Source organism: Haloferax larsenii (assembly GCF_024730625.1).
Lineage (GTDB): Archaea > Halobacteriota > Halobacteria > Halobacteriales > Haloferacaceae > Haloferax > Haloferax larsenii.
On record NZ_CP078063.1, the window covers coordinates 2,198,723 to 2,218,974 of the forward strand.

Here is a 20,252-nt window from a genome sequence, read left to right on the forward strand (position 1 = left end):
TTCTGGGGAGAGCCGACCGATAGCCGGCGATTCCGGTCTCACCGGTCGATATCGAGGGTAAAATCGCTATCTTCGGCTACCGGTTTGCCGCTGTTCGGCCTTGTTTAGGTAGCCAAATTTTGTGGCATAAAACAGCAGGGTGAAAATCATTTGAACTAGTCAGGCTCAGAATCACACGCAATATCGGCGCGCTCACAGGGCCGTATGTGACCAGCGTGTGCGACCGGTGGTGGAAACTGGGTGCCTAACTTTGATTGACTGACCCGCAGTAGACTCGTACGATGGTTCAAGGCGGCCCAATTGTCCAAATCGGTGTGATTCTTCTCTCGATACTGGGGCTGTGGATTGGCGCTCGGCTCTTGGTCGACGCCGTCGTACGGTTGGCTCGACAGTTCGGACTCTCGGACCTTACAATCGGACTGACTATCGTCGCAATGGGAACCTCAACACCAGAACTCGTGGTTTCAGTCGATGCCGCGCTCAAAGGAGTGGGTGATATCGCAGTCGCCAATGTCCTCGGCTCGAATATCTACAACCTGGCGTTTATTCTAGGAGTAATCTCTCTATTGAAGGTGATTCCGATTGCAGAGTCACTCATTCATCGTGACGGCGTCGCTCTACTGGTGAGCACGCTCGTCGGTGGGGTCGTGATTTTCAATCTTCAGATTACAAGACTGGAAGGCGTCCTCCTGGTCGGGGCGTTCGTCGCCTATACAGCGTACCTACTCCGGACCACTCAGTCGGACTCGACAGTGCCCAGCGGTCAGGCACTCAGCGAAGGGGAGATAACTCGCCAAGTGACGGAGAAGGTGACCTTCCGCGGGCGCGACGTCGTACTCCTCTTGGGTGGGTTAGCGGTAGTGCTAGTCAGTGGTGACTATATGGTAGTCGCCGCATCGGAACTGGCTCGCAGTGTCGGTATCTCCGAGTGGGTAATCGGCGGGACTATCGTCGCAGCAGGCACGTCGACACCGGAGTTCGCGGTCTCGTTGGTAGCAATCAAGCGGGGGAGCCTCGGTGTCTCAGTTGGCAACATCGTCGGCAGCAACATCTACAATATCACGGGCATCCTGGGCGTTGCGGCGGTCATTCGTCCACTCACCGTGAGTATCCCAGCACTGCAGACGCTAGCGTGGATGGCAGGAGTCACCCTGTTGATGGTTGCTGCCTTCTGGACGAAACGAGAACTCTCTCGGGCGGAGGGTGCCCTGTTCGCAACCTCCGAGATTGGGCGGTGGATTCTCGGGATATTTGGACTGATAGGATAGCCCACATGAGTCCATGATGCACCGGCTGAAGGACGAAAGACAACTGCCGGAAGAAGAATGAGCCACTCGGTCAGAAGTAGAGGGCGCTGAGACAGTATCTTTCGACTACCGACTCTCGCGCTGTTCGGCCTTGTTTATCTCGATGAGCAACCGGAAGATGGCCTTCACGAGGTTCGAATCGACGCCGAAGTGGTCGGCGTTTTCGCCTGCTCGCTTCATCACGCGTTCTTCCTGTGTCTCGTCGGTCGTCGGCAGGTCCTTTTCGGCTTTGACCTGCGCGACGGCGTCGGCGACGTAGGTTCTGCGGGCGATGAGTTCGACGAGTTCGTGGTCGATATCTCCGATTTCCGCGCGGAGTTCGTCGAGTGTCATGTCCTGAATCGATTCGGCAGAATCGACGCTATCTGCAGTGTCTGCGGTGTTTTCTGTCATAAGATTCGTGCTCCATCAGTTCGCGTGGTGGTCAGTCGCGTCTCGCCGTCGCGGGCGTCCCACAGGTCGCGGACGAGTTCGAGGTCGTCTCGGTCGCCGACCGCGACGACGCTCGGCCCGGTTCCGGACAGGGAGACACCGTCGGCGATTGGCATCGCTTCGACGGCCGGGTCGGTCGGGAAGTCGAGCGCGGCGGAGAACGCCAGTCCGTTGACAGTCATCGCCTCGGCGTACCGGCCTTCGAGTGCGAGGTCGGCGACGAGGTCGGCCATCGAGGCGACGTTCTCACAGCGGGAGACGTCGGCGTCGGCGCTGTAGGCGCGCTCCGGTGGCGTCCAGACGAGGACGTCCCACTCGACTTCGTCGCGGACGACGAGTTCGTCCGCGCTGTTGTCGGTGACGACGACGCCTCCGAGCATAGAGGCGGTCGCGTCGTCGAACGCACCCGTGACGGTCACGCCAACGTCGCGGGCGGCCTCCACACCGAGGCGACAGGCGTCGAGGCGGGAGATATCGTCGTCCGGGCCGGGACCGGCCGACGCGCCGACTGCGTCGAGGGCGGCCAGCACCGTGGCGTTCGCGGCCGCGCTGGAGCTCTTGAGCCCGGCGGCCATCGGCACGTCGCTCTCGGTTTCGACCGTCCCTCCCTCGCCGTCGCCGAAGCGCTCGACGACGAGTTCGACACAGCGCTCGATGAGCCGGGTGTCGGCGTCGGGGTCCTCCGCAATCGTGCCGGAGACTGCGTCCGAGTCGTCGAGTTCGACCGTCGCGGTCGTCTCGGCGTCGATGGCGAACGCTGACCCCGTGTGTGTGGCGAGTGCGTTCAGTATCGTCCCCGCACCGAGGGCGGCTGCTCGGCCGTGCATATCTGTACCGAAACGAGCGGAGGCAAAGAAGTAGCGGTCCATGCCATATCCACCGCTGTCGCGTGGGTGGGAGTCGGCGCACGTTGCATCGACACAGCCGATACAGCGCGTCCGTGTACCGCGTTCCTTTTCACCGCACCGACGTAATCGCGTGGTATGAGCGCCCGAAACGACGTTGCCCCGAGTACACTCGGTGTGGAACTCCTCGACTACGGCGTCGCGGTGGAGTATCTCGACGGTCGGACGACCGTCTACCGGGGCGTCCCCGAGGCGGTCACGGACACGCTGACGACCAAGCCCGGGCGAGAAGTCCACGTCCTCGTCACCGACCCGTCGGAGACGGAAGGCGTGATGATGTACGTCAACGACCTCAAGACACACGACGAGGTGCTCGAATCGAGCGGCGTCGGTCGGGTCATCCTCGCCGAAGGCGACGAAGAAGAACTGTTCCCCGGCGTCGTCGCCCGCCGCATCTCCGGGCATCGCTTCGAAGTCGACGCCGACCCCGAAGTCGCCCGCGGTCGCGTGTTCGTCTTCGTCGAAGACGACTGGAGCGAAGACGCCTACGAGTTCGTCGCCGAGTGATGCTTCGGAAACGCTGGCAACCGCTGGAGAAACCGACCATCGGGAAGGCACCGGAAGCCTACGGCTACTACGAACTCGGCGATACCGACGGCACCCTCGTCGGTCGCGGTGTCGGTGTCCTCCGTGACGAACTGAAGGAGGCATTGGCGTACGGTGACGGCGAACAAGTCCGCTGGGAGCGAGCGACGTCACTCGAACACGCCGAGCGCATCGCCGCCGAACACGACCCCGCGTAGCGTTTCTGGCTCTCCGTTTTCTCCTCTCGGTTTTCCCGCTCTTCGTCGTCGAATCAGCCTGTCCCTACTGGAGGTACGACGGACTGTCCGTGTCGCAATGCTCCTCGTGAGCCTCGGCGTCTTCTTCGATGTCGAACAGCATGTCGCACTCTTCACACCGGTACCACGTCGACCCGTCTTTCTGAGTCGTGGCGACCATGTGTAGAGCTATCACATCGTTGGGCAAAACGGTTGCCCCGGGCGAACCCTCAAGAGCCGAGGGGTCTAATCGCACCCCATGACTGAAGACGGGGTGACACTTGTCGTCCGCGCCGCGGAGAAGCGAGACGCCGGACGTGGTATCGCCCGACTTCCAGAGGGTGCACGGAAGGAACTCGGCGTGTTGAGTGGCGAGACAGTCGTTATCGACGGCTCCAGGGAGACCGTGGCGAAGATGTGGCCCGCCCGCCCGGGAGCCGACGCGGGCGAGATTCTGGTCGATGCCGACACCCGCGCCAACGCGGGGGTGAAAATCGGCGACTCCGTCCACGTGCGCAAGGTCTCTGTCGAGGACGCGACGGCCGTCACACTCGCCGGCCCTGACGCACTCGACCGAACCAGCGTCAGCCGCGACACCGTCGAGGAGGTCGTTCGCGCCGAGATTCGAAATCGCCCGCTCCGCGCTGGCGACCGCGTTCGCGTCGAACGCCTCGGTGGGGCGGCGCTCACGGTTAAATCGACGAACCCGGAAGGCATCGTCCGCGTCACCGATTCGACGAAAGTCACCGTGACGGTCGATAGCTCGAAAGGAGCCAGCGAGGCAGTCCGTGACGCCGTCAAGACCGTGACCGGTGGCGAGAAATCCGATGGGAGTCGCGGCCGTGCCACGGGAATCACCTACGAGGATATCGGTGGTCTCGACGATGAACTCGAACTCGTCCGAGAGATGATAGAACTCCCGCTCTCCGAACCGGAGGTGTTCACGCATCTCGGAACCGAATCGCCGAAAGGCGTCCTCTTGCACGGCCCACCGGGAACCGGGAAGACGCTCATCGCCAAGGCCGTCGCAAACGAGGTGAACGCGACGTTTATCACCGTCTCTGGGCCGGAAGTCCTCTCGAAGTACAAAGGCGAATCCGAAGAGAAACTCCGTGAGGTGTTCCAAGCGGCCCGCGAGGAGTCACCGAGTATCATCTTCTTCGACGAAATCGACTCTATCGCGTCCAAGCGCGACGACGGCGGCGACCTCGAAAGTCGCGTCGTCGGCCAACTCCTCTCGCTTATGGACGGTCTCGACGCCCGTGGCGACGTAATCGTCATCGGCGCGACGAACCGGGTCGACAGCCTCGACCCCGCGCTTCGCCGCGGTGGCCGGTTCGACCGCGAGATAGAGATTGGCGTCCCGAACGAGACTGGTCGCCGAGAAATTCTGGACGTCCACACCCGCCGGATGCCACTCGCCGACGACGTCGACGTGGACCGACTCGCCTCACGAACCCACGGGTTCGTCGGTGCCGACCTCGAATCGCTGGCGAAAGAGGCCGCGATGACCGCACTCAGACGTGTTCGCAGAGACGGTGCCGACTCACCAATCTCGGAGATGACCGTCACCCGCGCCGACTTCGAAGCGGCGATGGCCGCGGTCGAGCCCTCGGCGATGCGCGAGTACGTCGCCGAGCAACCCACGAAAGGATTCGAAGCGGTCGGCGGACTCGACGACGTGAAACGGTCGCTCGAACGCGCCGTCACGTGGCCGCTGACCTACGCGCCGCTGTTCGAGGCGGCCGCAACCGACCCGCCGACTGGCGTCCTCCTACACGGCCCACCGGGAACCGGGAAGACGCTTCTCGCCCGTGCCATCGCCGCCGAAAGCGGTGTCAACTTCATCCACGTCGCCGGACCGGAACTCCTCGACCGCTACGTCGGCGAGTCCGAGAAGTCCGTCCGCGAGGTGTTCGACCGCGCCCGACAGGCCGCACCGAGTATCCTGTTTTTCGACGAAATCGACGCGCTCGCTACCGACCGCGACAGCATGGGCTCGGACTCGGGTGTGACAGAACGCGTCGTCTCGCAGCTCTTGACCGAGATGGACAACGCCGCCGACAACCCAAACCTCGTCGTCCTCGCGGCGACCAACCGCCGCGACGCCCTCGACCCGGCACTCCTCCGACCGGGGCGACTGGAGACACACGTCGAGGTCCCCGCGCCGGACATCGAAGCCCGCCGTGCCATCATCGACGTACACGTTCGGAACAAACCGCTCAGCCCCGACATCGACCTCGACGACGTCGCTGCTCACATGGACGGCTTCAGCGGTGCTGACGTCGCCGCGGTCTGCCGCGAGGCGGCGCTCCGAGCCATCGAAGACGTGGCGAACGCCTACGAGGGAACGGCCGCGAACGACCACGCCGACGAGATTCGCATCACCCGCGAGCACTTCAACGAAGCAATCGCGTCCGTCAGGCCGTCGCTCGCCTGAGGGGGGAACACCTCTCTCGACGAAATCACTCGTTACTCCCCCGACGAAACGGACGGGAGTACTCTTCACCCGTCGAAACGCTCGGGATTATCTCTCCTCCTCGCGAATAGTGACGCATGTTCACATGCAACGGTGGTGTGTCGTGAGTGCCGGGTGGCGGCGGAAAGTCCGTCGCGAGTGGGGCGCACTCACGGGCGGACCACTCTCTGCCGGGTGGTGGCTCACCAAAGCGGGAATCAGGGTGGTGTTCGCGGAAGTCATCTTCATGGGTTTCGTCCTCTTGAACAGCGAGATGGCAGCCATCGAGGCGGTCAACAGCGGGGACGCGTCCGTGTTCTCGCTCGTCGCGCTCGTCGTGACGACGCCCGACTACCTCGCGATTGCTGGAATCGTCTTCGTCGTCGCCCTGTTGCTCCCGTTCCTGCCGAGACGGAACGAAGCGACGAATCGGTGGGAGTAGCAGGAAAATTCGAGGTCTCAGCCTCGACTACACCGCCAACCACAACCCCGACCGTCACCGAAGTCGCGCTTTGAAGTAACTCGATTCGGGGGCCGAGTACGACACGTCGAAGACATCGAGACCGGCGTCGGCGGCGACCTCGCGCAGTCGCTCCGGCGACACGAGGAGGAAATCGAGGTCGGGGCCACGCAGGCCGCCGTATTCGACGTGGAACGTCCGGCGCGCGACCCCGGTACGCGAATCCGGTCTGTAGCCGAAGAACGCCTCAGAGTCGATTCGGGTCGGGTCGTAGGAGTCGACGACGAGTTCGCCCGTGTCGGTGGTGAATTCAGCGAGCGACGCGAGTAGGTCCGCGAGGCCGTCGAGCGACCCCGCGAGGCCGATTTGCGTCCCGTTCGCGAGGACCGTCTCGAACCGACCGGATTCGGCCGGTGGGTCGAACATGTCCCCGACGAAAACCAACTCGACACCTCGCGCTCGGGCCGTACGAACCGCGTTCGGACTCACGTCGAAGGCGACCACCTCGCCGCAGTCCTGTATTGCGAGTGCGTGCTGTCCCGCGCCACAGCCGACATCCAGCACGGGCGTCCGAAGCGACTCGACGAACTCCCACTTCGACTCGGGCCACTCCTCGGACGGGACGAGATAATGCTCATAGACGTGGGCGTCGCCAGCGTCCGCGCCGTCGCGGTAGACACACGGAGCGCGCAAGCAACCGCGAAATCTATCGAGCATCGCCAGTCCGAGTGCGTCGTCGGGCATGACGAATTGGGAGTCGTGAGTTTGTCAGATAAATTTAATCTGCTATTCGGTAGCGATGGACAAACTAATCGAGACGTTCCAAATCGCCGTGAAGTTCTCTGTTCATCACGTCCGCGACGAAGAGTCGGATGCGCTTGTGCAGTTCTGCTTCGGTGTCGTACGTCTCGACTCGCAGGTCCCAGCGCGTCCGTGCGGCCCGAATCATCTCGCTCGTGACCGAGTCCTCGTGGACGAAGACGATTCGGTCGCCGTGGGTCTCAGAGAGGCGTTCGAGGACGGACCCCGCCTCCTCGCCGACGCCGAAGTTGTGTCCGAGAAACGGGAGGATGAACACGGTTGCGTTGCTCGCCTCCGCGAAGGCGATACTCTGTGTCGCGGCGTCCACGTCGTCGGTGTCGATATCCACGTCTACGGCGAGAAAGGCGTTCACTCCCGGGTCGGCCCGCAGCGACCCCTGCACGCGACGGAGGAGCGCCAGCGCGTCGTCGATGTCCTCGCGCGCCGAGAACAACTTCCGAATTGGTCCGGGGAGTTCCTCGATGTCGATGTTCGCCAGTTCCCGCTCCGAGAGGACGTAGTTCAGGTTGAAGGACTTGTAAGGACCCATCACGTAGACGAGAAACCGGTCGTAGGCGGTGGTTCCGAGCGCGTCGCGGATGTCCTCGCGCGTGATGGCGTCCTGCATGTGACGACGTACTGACCGAAACTACTTATAAAAAACGGCCTTTTCAGCGATATTTGACTCGAGAACTGTTAAGTCGATACGCTGCATCTCTCGAACTGAGATGGCGACGAACTCCCCTGCCGACTCGGACGGCCACCCCGAAGACCCGGCCGAGTTGCTGCCGCCGACGAGCGTCCTGACGCTGGACGAGTATCTCGACATGCAGGCGGCCATCGGCGACCGGACGCGGTTTACGCTCCTCTACCGGTTGGTCCACTTCGGCGAGCGGAGTCCGAAAGAACTGGAGGCGGCGCTCGATATTCGGGCGAACAACCTGCACTACCACCTCCGAAAACTCGTCGACGCCGGGCTCGTCGAGAAACGAAAACGCTCCCGCGCCGACGAGGACGGACTGTTCTCCTACTACCGCGCCACGTCGCTCGGGGAGGACATCCTCGAATACGGCGTCGAGGAACTCATCCGCCGCGAGCACGACTACCGCGACGCCTACTCGTCGGAGTAAGTCGCCGCGAACGCCGAATCCGACCCCAGTCGCCCGCCGCCGCGGTACCTGCCGCAGACACCGTCTATTTGTCACTCCATCACACACCCTTCAGCCGATGTCAAATCTCCTCCCCGACGAGGCCCAAGAGAAGCTGATTACGACGTGTCGGACCGCGGTCGGCGACAGTCTGCGGTCGCTCACGTACTTCAATCGTTTCGACTACGTGCAGGTGTATCTCCGCGACGACCTCGAACAGGAAGCCGACCTGAACTCCTTTATCGGCAACGAGTGGCACGACTTCAAGATGACTCAGGACGCCTACCGCGGGTCCGAACTCGGCGACTACGAGTACACGATTCGCGTGTTCGAAAACGGCTATCTCGTCCGCATCACGCTCGAAGATATCGGCGTGTTCGTCACGACCGACGGCATCTCGATGCAGGACTTCGAAGCGCTCGCCAGCGCGACGACCCAGATTCTCGACGAGTGGGCGATAGCGGAGTGAACACTCAGTCCCAAAACGACTGTGTCCGGGCGTATTCGCGCTCGCGTTCGAGGATGTCGCGGTAGAAGTCGTCCTCGTCCTCGCGGAGTTTGTTGATGATGCGCGCCGCGTTGTGCGGGCCGACGCCGCGGGCCGCGAGCGCGACGACCGCCTTTCGGCCGTGGGCCTGCACCAGACTCGCGGAGCGATACGCTCGCTTCGTCAGGCGCTCTTGTTCCTCGTCTTTCTCACTCGCTCGCACGGCTTTGACCGCCTCGTCGTCCCACGGATTCAGCGCGGCGATGCGGGTCGCACCGCACTCGGGACACGTCGGCGGGTCGCGAACGCGCTTGACCGGTTTCTTCCGCGTCCAGTCCTTGCAGTGGAGGCATGCGAGCAACACGCGGTCGTTCTGGATGCGCTCTTTGACCGTCTGGATGACGCTGGCGTCGGCGTTTTCGGGGACGAGCAAGTCGGTTCCGGACCCGCGTCCGCCGGTGCCGATTGGCGTCGGTTCGCGGGCGACTGCCAGTTCCACGTCGCCGTCGTGGATACGCCGGAGTAGTTCGACCGTCTCGTCGACCGCGAGGTCGGTGTGGAACACCTCGCGAACCGCCTCGTCGTAGACGGGGGTTCCTTCGAGGGCCGCGAGGAGTCTGTCGCCGCCGAAGCGACCCTTCCCCTGGTACCGTTTGAGCGTCCCGAACTTCGCGGCGACCTGTGCGAGCGTGAACTTCAGCGAGTCCGAGCGCTTGAGCGCGAGTTCGATGAGGGCTTCGACGTGCTCGGGGTCGGTCTCTCGAAGCACCTCGGCGAACGTCGTCGGACTCACCTTCCCCGGCACGTCGAACTCGACGCGGTAGGGGTCGACCTCCATCCCGACCGACGACCCGGTTCGCTGGCCGACGAGAGCCGACAGCAGGCGGCCGAGCGTCTCGTTCACGCGGTGGCCGTAACAGGTGTTGAGCGTCACTTGTCGGGGCGAGCCTTCGAGGACGAGGCTGTCGGCGGTCGGTATCGGTGCGCCGGACTCGACCTGTCGTTCGATTGGTCCGAGCGCGGAGGAGACGGTTTCGTTGTCGGTCGGGTACTGCGTGGTGATGTCGCGGGCGACGCCCTCGCGGTCCGCACCCGACTCGAACTGCGGCGCAGCCACGTCGCGGAGTTCCCCGACCTCTCCGGCGACTGCGGCGGGGACCGGAATCTCCGAGCCGACCCACGAAGGGACTTCGCCGCCGGGGTCTTCGATTGGCGAGACGTTCACCCGCGCTTCCTCGTCGTCCACGTCGTTGACGCGCCACATCTCGCCGCGCTGGATGAACGTCGCCCCCGGCGTGGCGAAGTTGAGGACGAACTTCTCGTCGAGTGTTCCGATTTGCCGCCGCGAGGAGATATCGTGGACCTCGTAGGTCTCCTCGTCGGGAATCATCGAGAGATTCGCGTAGAAGTACTGCCACGTCCCGCTGGACTTTTCGAGGAGGTCTTTTTCCTCTTCGACCCAGAGCAGCCGGTTCTGCGAGAGTTCGCGGACGATTTCGCGGAAGTCGTCCTCCGAAAGGTCGCGGAAGGGGTACGCCCGCGTGACGATTTCGTACGCCCGCCGGGCCGACACGTCGCCGTAGTCCATGACGATGCCCACAATCTGGTTCGCGACGGTGTCGAGACTCTCGTGGTGGACGCGGGCGGGTTCGACTTCCCCCGACTCGGCGCGGCGGGCGATAGCGAGCGCTTCGAGCGTGTCGTCCGGGTGGTCAGTGACGATGGCGCCGCGGGAGACGACCCCGAGGCGGTGGCCCGCTCGCCCGACTCGCTGGAGCAGTCGGGAAACTTCGCGCGGGCTGTTGTACTGCACCACGTGGTCCACGCGCCCCACGTCGATGCCGAGTTCCATCGACGACGTACAGATGAGTGCGTCCAACTTGCCTGCTTTGAATCGGTCTTCCACGTCGATTCGCACGTCCTTCGACAGCGACCCGTGGTGGACCTCGATGGGGTCGTCGAGTGCCTTGAACCGCGACCCGAGTGCTTCGGCGGTCTGGCGGGTGTTGACGAAGACGAGCACCGATTCGTGGTTGCGGACGATGTCGCGTATCGTTCGGACGTGACTGGCTATCTCGGGGTCCGTGGCGAGTTTCCCCGCCAGTCGCTCGTCTTCGTTCGTCACCTGCGGGCGGACCACCTCGAACTCCACGCGGTTGTCCACGTCGACTTCGATAATCTCGAAGTCCCGGTCGCCGGTCAGGAATCGTCCGACCTCTTCGGGCGACCCGACAGTCGCCGAGAGGCCGATTCGCTGGAACGACCCCGCGAGTTCCCGAAGTCGCTCCAAGCCGATGGTCAACTGCGCGCCACGTTTCGCCGACGCGAGTTCGTGCACCTCGTCGACGACGACGTGTTCAACGTCCGAAAGCGCCGTTCTGAGCTTCTTCCCGGTCAACATCGCCTGCAACGTCTCGGGCGTCGTCACCAGCACGTCCGGCGGGTCGTTGGCCTGCTTTTGGCGCTGGTACTGCGTGGTGTCGCCGTGGCGAACGTCGATGTCGATTCCGAGGTGCTCGCCCCACCAATCGAGGCGCTGGCGCATGTCGCGGTTCAGCGCCCGAAGCGGCGTGATGTAGAGTGCCGAGATGCCGAATCGCTCGTCGGCGTCGGCAATGGCCGAAAAGACTGGCAACATCGCCGTCTCCGTCTTCCCGGTCCCGGTCGGCGCGATAATGAGGCCGTTCTTTCCGGCGGCGAGCGGCGGAATCGCCCGGCGCTGTGGCTCCGTCGGCGTCGTGAACCCGCGCTCCGAGAGGGCGTTGCGGACGGGTTGCGAGAGCCTCGTAAAGGCGTCCATTCCGGCGGCGGCCTCGCCGTCTGGCATCGCCCGAGGTTACGGGTGAACGCGATTAAACGCACCGCTCGGGGTGGTCGTCTCCGGCAGATTCATGTCGGGCGTGAATCAATTTCGCCCGTGTCCCCGAATCGCGTCTATTGGCTCTCGTTCGTGTGCTTCGGCCTCGCCGCAGCAGCCAGTGCTGGCGTGGATATCGTCCACGGGGCGACCGACATCGCGACTCTCGTTTCGGCCCTCGGAGGGGCCGTCATCGTTGCTGTCGCCGTGGTCACGCTGTCGAACCCCGAGCGTGTCGACGGTCCAACGGAATGGGGGCCGCTCGTCTATCTCGTCGCGGGGAGTGCAGCCCTGTACGTCGCACTAACTGTGTGGGAGTTCGTTTCGGTGGTCCTCTGATGTGGTCACCGCGCTCCGAGGGTGGTGTGACACTGTGACCCCAGAACGAACGTTCTGGCTGTCGCAGGCGGGATTCACTGCCGGGAACCTGCTTATCGTACTCGGCAACCAGTGGGGCGACCTTGCGGCGTGGCAACTGGTCTTCGCCGCGGTGCTGGTGCTTTCGACGCTCTGGTTCGTCGGCTACGCTGTTCGAGAACGAGAGAAAGGCGTTCCAGTGTTCTTCTACGAGTGGACTGGCTGGCAGCGACTCGCTCGCGTGACGGCCGGTTCTGTGTTTGTCCTCGGTAGCCTCACGTTCGTCTTCGGCTCGGGCCTGTTCTGACGGAGGGGCTACTCGGGCACCTCAGACGTTTCGATAGTCACCCAAGCGCGTCCCATCGAGCAGGTACGCTTGGCCGTCTACCAACCCGTCCGGCAGGAACGGCGAGAGAAATCCCTGTCCGGGGACGTTGACCCACGTCCCGCCGGAGGTGTTGTTGAACGCCGGAAACACGACCAGTTCGGGGTCGTTCCACGCCAACTCCGAGACGTCAACGCCGAAGTGGTTGGCGAACACGTCGGGTGCGAGCGACCCGCGAAGCCAGACGCGCTCTTTGCGCCCACCGCCGACTTCGTCTTCGAGTCTGACCGCCGGGTGTTCGTGCGCCGAGCAGACGATATCGGCCGCCAGCACCTCCCGCGAGGGCCACGTATGGCCGTGGCAGAAGCCGACGTCGCCGAGGCGGGCGCCGGAGCCGTCGGTCACCTCGACGCGATCGCCGAAGAAGTCCGCGAGGCCGCCGTCGTGGTTGCCGGGGACGAGCGTCATCTCCGCGCGGTCGGTTACAGCCTCTACGAGGTCGGTCAGTTCCTCGGCTTCGTCGCCCTTCGGGCCGGAAATCCGGTGTCCGAGGTCGCCGAGGACGACCACTCGGTCTGCGTCGGTCCGGTCGAGAAGCGACAGCAGTCGCTCGCGGCGAACGTCGGCGTTCGACGGGAGTTCGACGCCGCGTTCGTATCGCAGACCCGCTTCGATACCGGCGTGGTAGTCGGCGACGACGAGCGACCGCTCCGGGAAGTCCCGGCGTGTCGTTCGTGCGACCGCCGCGGGATGGCCGGGAATCGGTTCGACGAGTGGGTCGGTCACGCCCTCAGATTGCCTTCAGCACGTCTTCCTTCGGTTCGTAGCAGCGCCCGCCGAGAAGCGCCTCCTCGATGGCGTCGTCGACCGCGTCGGCGTCGACGCCGTACTCGTCTACGACGGAATCGACGACTGCGTCGCGTGCAGCGCCGTCGCCGTCGTCGAGGCTCTCCATCGCCTCCACGACGACCGCTTCGAGGTTCACGTCCTCGGGAGCGACGTCTGGTTCGTCTGATTCCGATTCCAATTCCGATGCTGGCTCAGGCTCCGGCTCAGCCGCGGATTCCGACTCAGAGTCTGCTTCTGGCTCAGGTTCGGACTCCGACTCGACATCGAGCGTCGGTTCCTCGCTGGCCGGTTCGGTGTCCGCCACCGGTTCGTCTGCGGCTTCCGCTTCGAGTTCGTCTGCGTCGGGCACGTCGATATCCGCCTCACCGGCGGGGTCGACCTCTGCACCGCTCGTGAACTCGGTTCCGAACTCGGATTCGATTTCTTCGCGCTCTTCGTCGTCGAGTTCGTACATCCCGTTCGGGTCGGCCGCGTCGGTTGCACCGGTTGCGTCGGCCGTGTCGTCGTCTTCAGTCGAAGCAGGCTCGTCTCCGAAGTCGCCGAGTTCTCCGTCGGTCGAGTCGGACCCATCGTCGAAGTCGCCGAGTGTTCCACTTTCGGTGTCGTCGAAATCACCCAACTCATCCGATTCGGGTGTCGAATCGTCGAAGTCACCGAGGTCGTCGGTCGTATCCGGCGACGACTCAGCGTCGGATTCAGCATCCAGCGACGGCTCGGATTCAGGTTCGGATTCGAGGTCCAGTTCCGATTCCGGTTCGGGTTCCGACTCCAGTTCGGTCTCCGTGTCGGCTTCGGGCTCCGACTCCAGTTCGGCCTCTGGCTCTGGTTCGGGCTCAATCTCAGACACGGGCTCGGAGCTGTCGGATTCGAGGTCCAGTTCCGACTCCGACGGTGTCGAGTCGGTCGCTTCGGCCGAGTCGACCGACGCTTCGGCAGCAATCGGTTCGGACTCGGAGGGCGTCTCGCCCGGCTCTTCGACCGCGTCCGCCTCTGGACTGTGGTCGGCGTCTGTCTCGTCGGCCGACTCCTCGATGGCGACGGAATCGGCTGGTTCGAGATCAATCTCCGGCAGCGTTCCGAGTGTCACGTCGCCGGGTTCGTCCGTCGAGACGGTGAGCTGGTCGACTTCCGTTCGGTCGCCCGCGACGAGTTCGAGCGTCTGGACGGCGAGGGTCCGCATGGCTTCGAGGTACCGGCGGGTCGTCCCGTAGTGGTCGATTGCACGCGGGATACCGGCAGCCAGCGTCGGGTCGACGCCGCGGGCTTCCAGCGCCGTCTGGAGGTTGTCGCCGCGGTAGGGCATCGAGAGCGCCTCGTCGAAGACGGCGATGCGTTCGAGCGTCGCCTCGGCCGCGGAGACGACCCAGCGGTCCCGAACGTCGGCGTCTACGTCGTTGACGCTCTCCGGACGGACCGACGTGAAGACCACGTCGGAGTCGTCCGGTTCGTAGGTTCGCGCCTTGCCGGTGAGCCCGACGAACGCGGGGGGCGTCGTCTGGTCGAGGAACGCCATCGCCTCGGGCTGATACTGTCCGGCGTAGGTGACGAACACGCCCGTCGGGTCAGCGACGCGGCCGCGAAGGACCTCGTCGTTGACGGGCTCGACTTCCGTGAGGACGCCTGCGACGAACGTCCGGTTGAGGCGCGCGCCCGTCGGCGTGACGACGTAGTTCGGGGCACGCTCTTCGTCGCTCTCGGAGTACGACAGCGACGCGTCGTCGAACTCGGCGGCGAAGACGCGGTAGGCGACCTCGCGGGTTCCGACGACCGGTGAGGAGCTCATGCGCCCACCTCCGTGAGGAGGGCCGCAGCACGTTCAGCCGGGTCGTCGTCGGTCTCTTCGAACTCGTCGGCTTCGAGGTTCGCGCCGTACTCGTCCACGGAGAGATTCCCGCGAACGCGGTACTCGCGGCCGACGAGCGTGTCGGCGATGTCGTCGGCGACGACTTCCTTGTCCATCGCCTCGCGTGCTTGAGTCATCGCGTCTTCCATCGTGCCGCCGTAGACTGCTTCGGTCAGGTCGCGGTCGAGGATGGCCGTCACGGTTCCCGTGCCGTCGTCGAGAATCGCCTTGACGCGCATGTCGTCTTCGCCGTCGACGTCGCCGTGCTGGCGACACTGGCCGTTCTGGAGGACGCGACTACACTCGGAACAGCGTTCGATAAGTCCCGACCCGTCGCGTACTTCGAGGACGTTGCCGAGGAGTTCGACGTCGAAGACGCCGCCCGCGGCGACCGCTTCGCCGATTTTCAGGCGCGGCGCGGAGTCGGAGACTTCCACGGGGTCGTCGAGCACTTCGACGGTCGTGAACTCCGAGAGGTTCACCTGCGGGACGCCGCGGAACTCGCGGACGTACACGTCCGAGAGGCGAAGGCTCGCGCCTTCTTTCAGGTCCGGGCGCGGTGCCCAATCGGTGAAGGGGAGTCGCCCGGTTTCGTCCGCGAGGACGCCGGAGAGAATGGACGTCTCACCGTCGCGGCCGTCGATAGTCCGCGATTCGACTTCGAGCACGCGCGTCTCGACGACCCGGCCGCGGTCGCCGGCCTGCAGGTCGATGAGGTCGGCATCGCCGCCGATTTGGTCGTCGTAGGCCGTCTCGACTGGCTCGGATTCGACCGCGACGGTCGATGCCGCGCCGATGTTCAGTTCGGGCTTGCCGTCCCACTCGCGGACGCCGGCGTTGCCGATAGTGACGGAGTCGCCGGGTTCGAACCCGAAGTCCTGCCACGCGGTGTAGGAGATGGTTCCGGAGCCGTCGGCGAGTTTCCCCTCGTGAATCGTCTGGGACTCGCCTTGGTAGACGATAGAGCGCGTGCCGACCGTGAGAACGCGAACGGTCACCGAGACGTTGCCGTCGTCGGGTTCGATGTCGGCGATGCGCTTGGCCGACGGCGGCGCATCACTGCTCGACGAGCTCCCGCCGTGTTTTCGGCGGACGCTCTGTTTCGCTTCGTCGAGCGGGACGCTGTACTGCAAGAGGTTCTGCAAGTCGCTTTTGACCTCCTCTTTGTCGACACCGAGGGCGGAGGCAAGCTCCTCGGCATGGTGATCGAGTTCCATCGGTGAGGGCTTCGCCCCCATCCAATAAAAAGGATTGCCGGGGCTCCAACTTGACTTCGGACTCGGGTTCCAGTGGGAGCGAATCACTAAGTGTTCGCGAGTCAGTTGCTTTCGTATGACGAACGACGCCGACCCCGACGCTGCGGAGGACGTTTCCTTCTCCGTAACCGTCGAAAACGGGTGGACGACCATCGTGATGGAGGGCGACAAAGACACCGCGGTCATCGTCCGCTCGGAGTCCGGCGAGCGAATCTATCTCCCACCAGAGGGCTTCGACGCCGACGCGTCCGGCGATAGCCCGTACCAGCGCTCCGACAGCGCCTACCAGTCGGCAGATTCGCCGTACCAGTCGGTCCAGACCGACGATTCACCGTATCAGTCCGCCCGCGGGACGATGCCCCGAGAAGGGATGGTGCCGACGCGAGACGGCTACCGAATCCGGCACCCGGAACCGGTGACTGACGTGCGATTGCTGCGGTAGTTCGGTCTCCTACTATTCGCCGTCTAACACGTCGTGGTAGTAGTCGACCGTCTCGTCGACGACGCGGTCCCACGTGTACGGTTCGTATTCGGGTTCGCCCTCCAGTGAGAGACCGTACTCGATGCCGTCGGCGATAGAGTGTGAGTCGGGTTCGACTTCGATGACGCAGTCGTCCGGAAGGACCTCTGCGGCTCCGCTCTCGGTGGCGACGACGCGCGTGCCGACCGAGAGGGCTTCGACGATTGTGATGCCGAACGGCTCCGACAGCGACGGTGAGACGAACAGGTCGGCGGCGGCGTAGTAGTCGCCGAGTTCGTCTTCGGGGACGTAGCCAGCCCACTCGATTCGGTCTTCGACGCCGAGCAGTTCGGCGAATCGCTTGAGCTGGTCGGTGAGGTGTCCCGACCCACCTATGACGAGCGTCACGTCGTCGCGGTCGAGTTTCTCCAGCGCGTAGACGAGATGCGAGATTCCCTTCTGGTCGGTGTGACGGCCGACGAAAAAGAGCATCTTCCCGTCGATACCGAGTTCCGATTTGATGTCGCGGCCGGTCGTCTCACACTCCGAAAACCCGTTGTAGATGACGTGGCAGTCGCCGCCGTACTCCTCTTTGACCTTCCCGGCGAGGAGTTTACTCACCGCGATGAGGTGGTCGCAGCGCTCGACGACGCGACGTTCGGTTTCGACCTCTCGCTGGGGCGGGTCGATGTTGCGGTCCGACGACAGCGAGTGGAACGTCGAGACCCACGTTACGTCCTCGTTGTTCGACTTCGCGCGCGACCCGGGGCCGTAGCCGAACCAGTCGTGGGTGTGGACGATGTCGGCGTCTTCGGCTCGCTCGGCGAACGTCGACCCCAATCGGCCGATACGCGTGATGATGTCGCCGTCGCCGGTCGGGACACCGACTATTCCCTCACGGTCCGGGGCGTACTCGGCAGGCAACACGAGTTCGATTTCGACGTCGTCGCGGTCTTCGAGACGTTCGAACATCTCGCCGACGTGTGTGTCGAGGCCGCCGCTGACGTTCGGCGGGAACCCCCACCCCAGCATGAGGACCTTCGGAACCATTGATGGCACAAAGTAACACGGAACCGTATTTAATTCCTCTCCGCTCGATTCGGTCACCGAAAGGCGTTTTCGACGCCCGCGCGACTCGCGAGTATGCACGTCCACGTGAACGCCGCCACGAGCGTCGACGGAAAACTCTCCTCTCGGAGACGCGAACAAGTCATGATTAGCGGCGACGACGATTTCGCGCGCGTGGACAGGATACGCGCGGCATCTGACGCGGTCCTCGTTGGTATCGGCACGGTTCTCGCCGACGACCCGCACCTCACGCTCGACGACGAGGAACTCGTCGCTGAGCGCGCCGAGAACGGAGATAGTCCCCACCCGGCACGAGTCGTCGCCGACTCCCAGGGTCGGACACCGACCGACGCGCGCATTTTGGACGACATCGCGACGACGTACCTCCTCGTCTCCGAGGACGCACCGGAGGCCCGCCGTCGAGAACTCGAAGCCGCGGGCGCGACTCTCGTCGTCGCCGGGTCCGAGCGCGTCTCGTTTCCGGCCGCGTTCGAGGCCCTCGAAGCAGCGGGCGTCGAGCGAGTGATGGTCGAAGGTGGCGGCGAGATTATCTTCTCACTGTTCGACGACGACCTCGTGGACGAACTCACGCTCTACGTCGGGTCGATGGTTATCGGCGGCCGCGACGCGCCCACACTCGCAGACGGCGACGGATTCGTCTCCGACTTTCCCCGACTCTCGCTTCGAGACGTCGAGCGCGTCGACGACGGGGTGCTGCTGACGTACGACTGCTGAGTAGTGGTCGTTCGATAGGTCCCCCCTCCCGTCAGAAATTCGACTTCTGCGGTCGTGCATCCCGGCGCAGACGGGCGCAACCGGTAAGAGTGTCGCGCGAATATGAATCTGCATGAGTACTCCCGAATCAACAGGCACCCCCATCCACGTCGAGAGCGCGGACCATCTCGACGAACTCCTCGCCGACCACGACATCGTCCTCGTGGACTACCACGCCGAGTGGTGTGGGCCGTGCAAGATGCTCGAACCGACGGTCGAGGAAATCGCCGACGAGACCGACGCGGTCGTCGCGAAAGTTGACATCGACGAACTCCAGACGCTCGCCCGCGACAAACAGATTCGCAGCGTTCCGACCCTCCAGTTCTACCACGGCGGCGAGCAGGTAAAACAGGTCATCGGCGTCCAGAGCAAAGAAGACCTCGTCGAAATCATCGAGCAACTCGCATAGCGACTCACGGCCGTACTCACTCGGGTTTTGTTTTCACCGTCGCTCGCGCGAGCGACTGCTCGGCTCACGGCTTCGAGAACACAGGTATCGAAACTCGCGTTCAGAACGGCACGTCGGAGATGTCAGGTTCGACTCCGGAACCCTGCCCGTCGTCGTAGGAGCCACCAGTCGTGGCGTGGACTGCGTCGATTTCGTCGAACTCGGCGACCATCCGTGACTTCAGCGCCTGAATCGTCATCGGCGAGATACCGCACCCAGAACACGCGCCGGTGAGCGAAATCCACACCTCACCGGTGTCTTCGTCGATAGCGTCAATGCCAGCACTGCCGCCGTGCATCTGAATCTGCGGGAAGTTGCGGCGCATGAACAACTCGACGCGCTCTTCGAGTGACTTCTCGGAGGCTTGGGAACTCATGCCAGAACGTGGGCAGTCGGCGAGCATAACGGTTTCTTCGTCGGAAAATCGACGATTTTCCAGTTCGACCGCCGTCGTTCGACAGGCGGCGAGGGCTTTTTACCACGGAGAGTGAATCGCCGTCTATGATTTCACTCGACGAAGCAGTCACCGCCCGCTTGGAATCACACGGCGCACGCTTCGAGGTCCTCATCGACCCCGACGCCGCACTGGCAATCAAGCGCGACGAGTTCGACGGCGACCTAGAGGACGTCATCGCCGCCGAAGACGTGTTCGAGGACGCGTCTCGCGGCGACCGTCCCGCAGAAAACGACCTCGAAGAGGTCTTCGGGACGACAGACCCGCTGACCATCATCCCCGAGGTCGTCAAGAAAGGCGAGATTCAGATTACCGCCGAACAGCGCCGCGAGATGCAAGAACAGAAGCGCCGGTCGCTCATCAACCGCATCGCGCGGAACGCGGTCAACCCGCAGATGAACGACACGCCGCACCCACCCGAGCGCATCGAGCGAGCGCTCGAAGAGGCCGGATTCACCATCGACCCGATGGAGCCGGTCGAATCGCAGGTCGACGACGCGCTCGACGCGCTCCGTCCCGTTCTCCCCATCAAGTTCGCCGAAGTCACCGTCGCCGTCCAACTGCCCGCCGAATACGCCGGGAGCGGACAGGCGCAGATTCGAAGCTACGGCGACCTCGAACGCGAAGAGTGGCAAAGCGACGGCTCGTGGGTCGGCGTCATCACCTTCCCGGCAGGGATGCAGAACGACTTCTACGACAAGGTCAACAACATCACGAGCGGGACCGCCGAGACGCGCATCGTCAAAGACGAAGACGACCTGTAGGCGCGACTCAGGGGTCGACTCGCACGGAACGAAAACCA

At 63.8% G+C, this 20,252-nt stretch carries 24 protein-coding genes; 13 read left to right on the forward strand and 11 right to left on the reverse strand.

Annotated features, from left to right (window positions below):
* The first annotated feature begins 281 nt into the window (after positions 1-281).
* Positions 282-1,268 carry a calcium/sodium antiporter gene (locus KU306_RS11480; RefSeq protein WP_258301993.1) on the forward strand — a complete coding sequence of 329 codons (987 nt, stop codon included), beginning with the start codon at positions 282-284 and terminating at the stop codon, positions 1,266-1,268.
* Positions 1,269-1,373: 105 nt separating this feature from the next.
* Here the strand turns inward: KU306_RS11480 and KU306_RS11485 are convergent, their stop codons facing one another.
* On the reverse strand, positions 1,374-1,700 hold the full coding sequence (locus KU306_RS11485) for a chorismate mutase (RefSeq protein ID WP_007539850.1): 327 nt from the start codon (positions 1,698-1,700) through the stop codon (positions 1,374-1,376).
* Positions 1,697-2,566 carry a shikimate kinase gene (locus KU306_RS11490; protein ID WP_258301994.1) on the reverse strand — a complete coding sequence of 290 codons (870 nt, stop codon included), beginning with the start codon at positions 2,564-2,566 and terminating at the stop codon, positions 1,697-1,699. The genes KU306_RS11485 and KU306_RS11490 overlap by 4 nt, the downstream gene beginning before the upstream one ends.
* Before the next feature lie 156 nt (positions 2,567-2,722).
* On the opposite strand from KU306_RS11490, the gene KU306_RS11495 reads away from it, so the two are divergent.
* Together KU306_RS11495 and KU306_RS11500 are read left to right on the forward strand one after the other, a co-directional pair.
* A complete protein-coding gene (locus KU306_RS11495) occupies positions 2,723-3,151 on the forward strand; it encodes a DUF5796 family protein (RefSeq protein WP_007539854.1) in 429 nt (142 codons plus the stop codon).
* Positions 3,151-3,387, forward strand: coding sequence for a DUF7508 domain-containing protein (locus KU306_RS11500; protein ID WP_258301995.1), 237 nt, complete (start codon positions 3,151-3,153; stop codon positions 3,385-3,387). The genes KU306_RS11495 and KU306_RS11500 overlap by 1 nt, the downstream gene beginning before the upstream one ends.
* Positions 3,388-3,451: 64 nt before the next feature.
* Here the strand turns inward: KU306_RS11500 and KU306_RS11505 are convergent, their stop codons facing one another.
* The gene (locus tag KU306_RS11505) at positions 3,452-3,586 is read right to left on the reverse strand and encodes a DUF7128 family protein (protein ID WP_007539858.1); all 135 of its coding nucleotides are present in this window, start codon (positions 3,584-3,586) and stop codon (positions 3,452-3,454) included.
* Between the two features lie 78 nt (positions 3,587-3,664).
* On the opposite strand from KU306_RS11505, the gene KU306_RS11510 reads away from it, so the two are divergent.
* Both KU306_RS11510 and KU306_RS11515 read left to right on the forward strand, forming a co-directional pair.
* On the forward strand, positions 3,665-5,845 hold the full coding sequence (locus tag KU306_RS11510) for an AAA family ATPase (RefSeq protein ID WP_258301996.1): 2,181 nt from the start codon (positions 3,665-3,667) through the stop codon (positions 5,843-5,845).
* Positions 5,846-5,987: 142 nt separating this feature from the next.
* Positions 5,988-6,305: a hypothetical protein gene (locus tag KU306_RS11515; RefSeq protein WP_309138752.1), complete on the forward strand. Its 318-nt coding sequence runs from the start codon at positions 5,988-5,990 to the stop codon at positions 6,303-6,305.
* 54 nt (positions 6,306-6,359) lie between these two features.
* Here the strand turns inward: KU306_RS11515 and KU306_RS11520 are convergent, their stop codons facing one another.
* Both KU306_RS11520 and KU306_RS11525 read right to left on the reverse strand, forming a co-directional pair.
* Positions 6,360-7,067, reverse strand: coding sequence for a class I SAM-dependent methyltransferase (locus KU306_RS11520; protein ID WP_258301998.1), 708 nt, complete (start codon positions 7,065-7,067; stop codon positions 6,360-6,362).
* 64 nt (positions 7,068-7,131) lie between these two features.
* The gene (locus tag KU306_RS11525; protein ID WP_258301999.1) at positions 7,132-7,752 is read right to left on the reverse strand and encodes a DUF7509 family protein; all 621 of its coding nucleotides are present in this window, start codon (positions 7,750-7,752) and stop codon (positions 7,132-7,134) included.
* A 100-nt stretch (positions 7,753-7,852) separates the two neighbouring features.
* Here KU306_RS11525 and KU306_RS11530 point away from each other — a divergent pair, with 100 nt between their 5' ends.
* Both KU306_RS11530 and KU306_RS11535 read left to right on the forward strand, forming a co-directional pair.
* Positions 7,853-8,254 carry an ArsR/SmtB family transcription factor gene (locus KU306_RS11530; RefSeq protein ID WP_007539867.1) on the forward strand — a complete coding sequence of 134 codons (402 nt, stop codon included), beginning with the start codon at positions 7,853-7,855 and terminating at the stop codon, positions 8,252-8,254.
* A 97-nt stretch (positions 8,255-8,351) separates the two neighbouring features.
* Positions 8,352-8,741, forward strand: a complete 390-nt coding sequence (locus KU306_RS11535; RefSeq protein ID WP_007539869.1) for a DUF7522 family protein — start codon at positions 8,352-8,354, stop codon at positions 8,739-8,741.
* Positions 8,742-8,745: 4 nt separating this feature from the next.
* Here the strand turns inward: KU306_RS11535 and KU306_RS11540 are convergent, their stop codons facing one another.
* The gene (locus KU306_RS11540; protein WP_258302000.1) at positions 8,746-11,586 is read right to left on the reverse strand and encodes a DEAD/DEAH box helicase; all 2,841 of its coding nucleotides are present in this window, start codon (positions 11,584-11,586) and stop codon (positions 8,746-8,748) included.
* A 90-nt stretch (positions 11,587-11,676) separates the two neighbouring features.
* Between KU306_RS11540 and KU306_RS11545 the strand changes: the two genes are divergently transcribed.
* Positions 11,677-11,955: a hypothetical protein gene (locus KU306_RS11545; protein ID WP_258302001.1), complete on the forward strand. Its 279-nt coding sequence runs from the start codon at positions 11,677-11,679 to the stop codon at positions 11,953-11,955.
* 34 nt (positions 11,956-11,989) lie between these two features.
* Positions 11,990-12,280 carry a hypothetical protein gene (locus KU306_RS11550; protein WP_049918595.1) on the forward strand — a complete coding sequence of 97 codons (291 nt, stop codon included), beginning with the start codon at positions 11,990-11,992 and terminating at the stop codon, positions 12,278-12,280.
* A gap of 21 nt (positions 12,281-12,301) precedes the next feature.
* On the opposite strand, the gene KU306_RS11555 is transcribed toward KU306_RS11550, so the two are convergent.
* Genes KU306_RS11555 through KU306_RS11565 form a run of 3 tightly spaced genes read right to left on the reverse strand, consistent with a single transcriptional unit; the run spans position 12,302 to position 16,207 of the window.
* The gene (locus tag KU306_RS11555) at positions 12,302-13,084 is read right to left on the reverse strand and encodes a metallophosphoesterase (RefSeq protein ID WP_258302002.1); all 783 of its coding nucleotides are present in this window, start codon (positions 13,082-13,084) and stop codon (positions 12,302-12,304) included.
* Between the two features lie 4 nt (positions 13,085-13,088).
* Positions 13,089-14,930: a rpa-associated protein gene (locus KU306_RS11560; RefSeq protein ID WP_258302003.1), complete on the reverse strand. Its 1,842-nt coding sequence runs from the start codon at positions 14,928-14,930 to the stop codon at positions 13,089-13,091.
* On the reverse strand, positions 14,927-16,207 hold the full coding sequence (locus KU306_RS11565) for a Single-stranded DNA binding protein (protein WP_258302004.1): 1,281 nt from the start codon (positions 16,205-16,207) through the stop codon (positions 14,927-14,929). The genes KU306_RS11560 and KU306_RS11565 overlap by 4 nt, the downstream gene beginning before the upstream one ends.
* A 115-nt stretch (positions 16,208-16,322) precedes the next feature.
* On the opposite strand from KU306_RS11565, the gene KU306_RS11570 reads away from it, so the two are divergent.
* Positions 16,323-16,688, forward strand: a complete 366-nt coding sequence (locus KU306_RS11570; RefSeq protein WP_007539882.1) for a DUF7510 family protein — start codon at positions 16,323-16,325, stop codon at positions 16,686-16,688.
* A gap of 12 nt (positions 16,689-16,700) precedes the next feature.
* On the opposite strand, the gene KU306_RS11575 is transcribed toward KU306_RS11570, so the two are convergent.
* Complete coding sequence (locus KU306_RS11575) at positions 16,701-17,738, reverse strand: glycosyltransferase family 4 protein (RefSeq protein ID WP_258303398.1); 1,038 nt, start codon at positions 17,736-17,738, stop codon at positions 16,701-16,703.
* A 111-nt stretch (positions 17,739-17,849) separates the two neighbouring features.
* Between KU306_RS11575 and KU306_RS11580 the strand changes: the two genes are divergently transcribed.
* Together KU306_RS11580 and trxA are read left to right on the forward strand one after the other, a co-directional pair.
* Positions 17,850-18,509 (forward strand): 2,5-diamino-6-(ribosylamino)-4(3H)-pyrimidinone 5'-phosphate reductase, encoded by a 660-nt coding sequence (locus KU306_RS11580; RefSeq protein WP_258302005.1) that lies wholly within the window; start codon positions 17,850-17,852, stop codon positions 18,507-18,509.
* Between the two features lie 112 nt (positions 18,510-18,621).
* Complete coding sequence (gene trxA, locus KU306_RS11585; RefSeq protein WP_258302006.1) at positions 18,622-18,957, forward strand: thioredoxin; 336 nt, start codon at positions 18,622-18,624, stop codon at positions 18,955-18,957.
* A gap of 100 nt (positions 18,958-19,057) precedes the next feature.
* Here the strand turns inward: trxA and KU306_RS11590 are convergent, their stop codons facing one another.
* Positions 19,058-19,372: a NifU family protein gene (locus KU306_RS11590; protein ID WP_007539887.1), complete on the reverse strand. Its 315-nt coding sequence runs from the start codon at positions 19,370-19,372 to the stop codon at positions 19,058-19,060.
* Between the two features lie 125 nt (positions 19,373-19,497).
* Here KU306_RS11590 and KU306_RS11595 point away from each other — a divergent pair, with 125 nt between their 5' ends.
* Positions 19,498-20,214 (forward strand): ribosome assembly factor SBDS, encoded by a 717-nt coding sequence (locus tag KU306_RS11595; RefSeq protein WP_007539888.1) that lies wholly within the window; start codon positions 19,498-19,500, stop codon positions 20,212-20,214.
* The last annotated feature ends 38 nt before the right edge of the window (positions 20,215-20,252 follow it).

Bases quoted from the DNA above. Each gene is read 5' to 3' on its own strand.
- KU306_RS11480 (WP_258301993.1), top strand. From the start codon at position 282: ATGGTTCAAGGCGGCCCAATTGTCCAAATCGGTGTGATTCTTCTCTCG.
- KU306_RS11485 (WP_007539850.1), bottom strand. From the start codon at position 1,700: ATGACAGAAAACACCGCAGACACTGCAGATAGCGTCGATTCTGCCGAA.
- KU306_RS11490 (WP_258301994.1), bottom strand. From the start codon at position 2,566: ATGCACGGCCGAGCAGCCGCCCTCGGTGCGGGGACGATACTGAACGCA.
- KU306_RS11495 (WP_007539854.1), top strand. From the start codon at position 2,723: ATGAGCGCCCGAAACGACGTTGCCCCGAGTACACTCGGTGTGGAACTC.
- KU306_RS11500 (WP_258301995.1), top strand. From the start codon at position 3,151: ATGCTTCGGAAACGCTGGCAACCGCTGGAGAAACCGACCATCGGGAAG.
- KU306_RS11505 (WP_007539858.1), bottom strand. From the start codon at position 3,586: ATGGTCGCCACGACTCAGAAAGACGGGTCGACGTGGTACCGGTGTGAA.
- KU306_RS11510 (WP_258301996.1), top strand. From the start codon at position 3,665: ATGACTGAAGACGGGGTGACACTTGTCGTCCGCGCCGCGGAGAAGCGA.
- KU306_RS11520 (WP_258301998.1), bottom strand. From the start codon at position 7,067: ATGCCCGACGACGCACTCGGACTGGCGATGCTCGATAGATTTCGCGGT.
- KU306_RS11525 (WP_258301999.1), bottom strand. From the start codon at position 7,752: ATGCAGGACGCCATCACGCGCGAGGACATCCGCGACGCGCTCGGAACC.
- KU306_RS11530 (WP_007539867.1), top strand. From the start codon at position 7,853: ATGGCGACGAACTCCCCTGCCGACTCGGACGGCCACCCCGAAGACCCG.
- KU306_RS11535 (WP_007539869.1), top strand. From the start codon at position 8,352: ATGTCAAATCTCCTCCCCGACGAGGCCCAAGAGAAGCTGATTACGACG.
- KU306_RS11540 (WP_258302000.1), bottom strand. From the start codon at position 11,586: ATGCCAGACGGCGAGGCCGCCGCCGGAATGGACGCCTTTACGAGGCTC.
- KU306_RS11560 (WP_258302003.1), bottom strand. From the start codon at position 14,930: ATGAGCTCCTCACCGGTCGTCGGAACCCGCGAGGTCGCCTACCGCGTC.
- KU306_RS11565 (WP_258302004.1), bottom strand. From the start codon at position 16,207: ATGGAACTCGATCACCATGCCGAGGAGCTTGCCTCCGCCCTCGGTGTC.
- KU306_RS11570 (WP_007539882.1), top strand. From the start codon at position 16,323: ATGACGAACGACGCCGACCCCGACGCTGCGGAGGACGTTTCCTTCTCC.
- KU306_RS11575 (WP_258303398.1), bottom strand. From the start codon at position 17,738: ATGCTGGGGTGGGGGTTCCCGCCGAACGTCAGCGGCGGCCTCGACACA.
- KU306_RS11580 (WP_258302005.1), top strand. From the start codon at position 17,850: ATGCACGTCCACGTGAACGCCGCCACGAGCGTCGACGGAAAACTCTCC.
- trxA (WP_258302006.1), top strand. From the start codon at position 18,622: ATGAGTACTCCCGAATCAACAGGCACCCCCATCCACGTCGAGAGCGCG.
- KU306_RS11590 (WP_007539887.1), bottom strand. From the start codon at position 19,372: ATGAGTTCCCAAGCCTCCGAGAAGTCACTCGAAGAGCGCGTCGAGTTG.
- KU306_RS11595 (WP_007539888.1), top strand. From the start codon at position 19,498: ATGATTTCACTCGACGAAGCAGTCACCGCCCGCTTGGAATCACACGGC.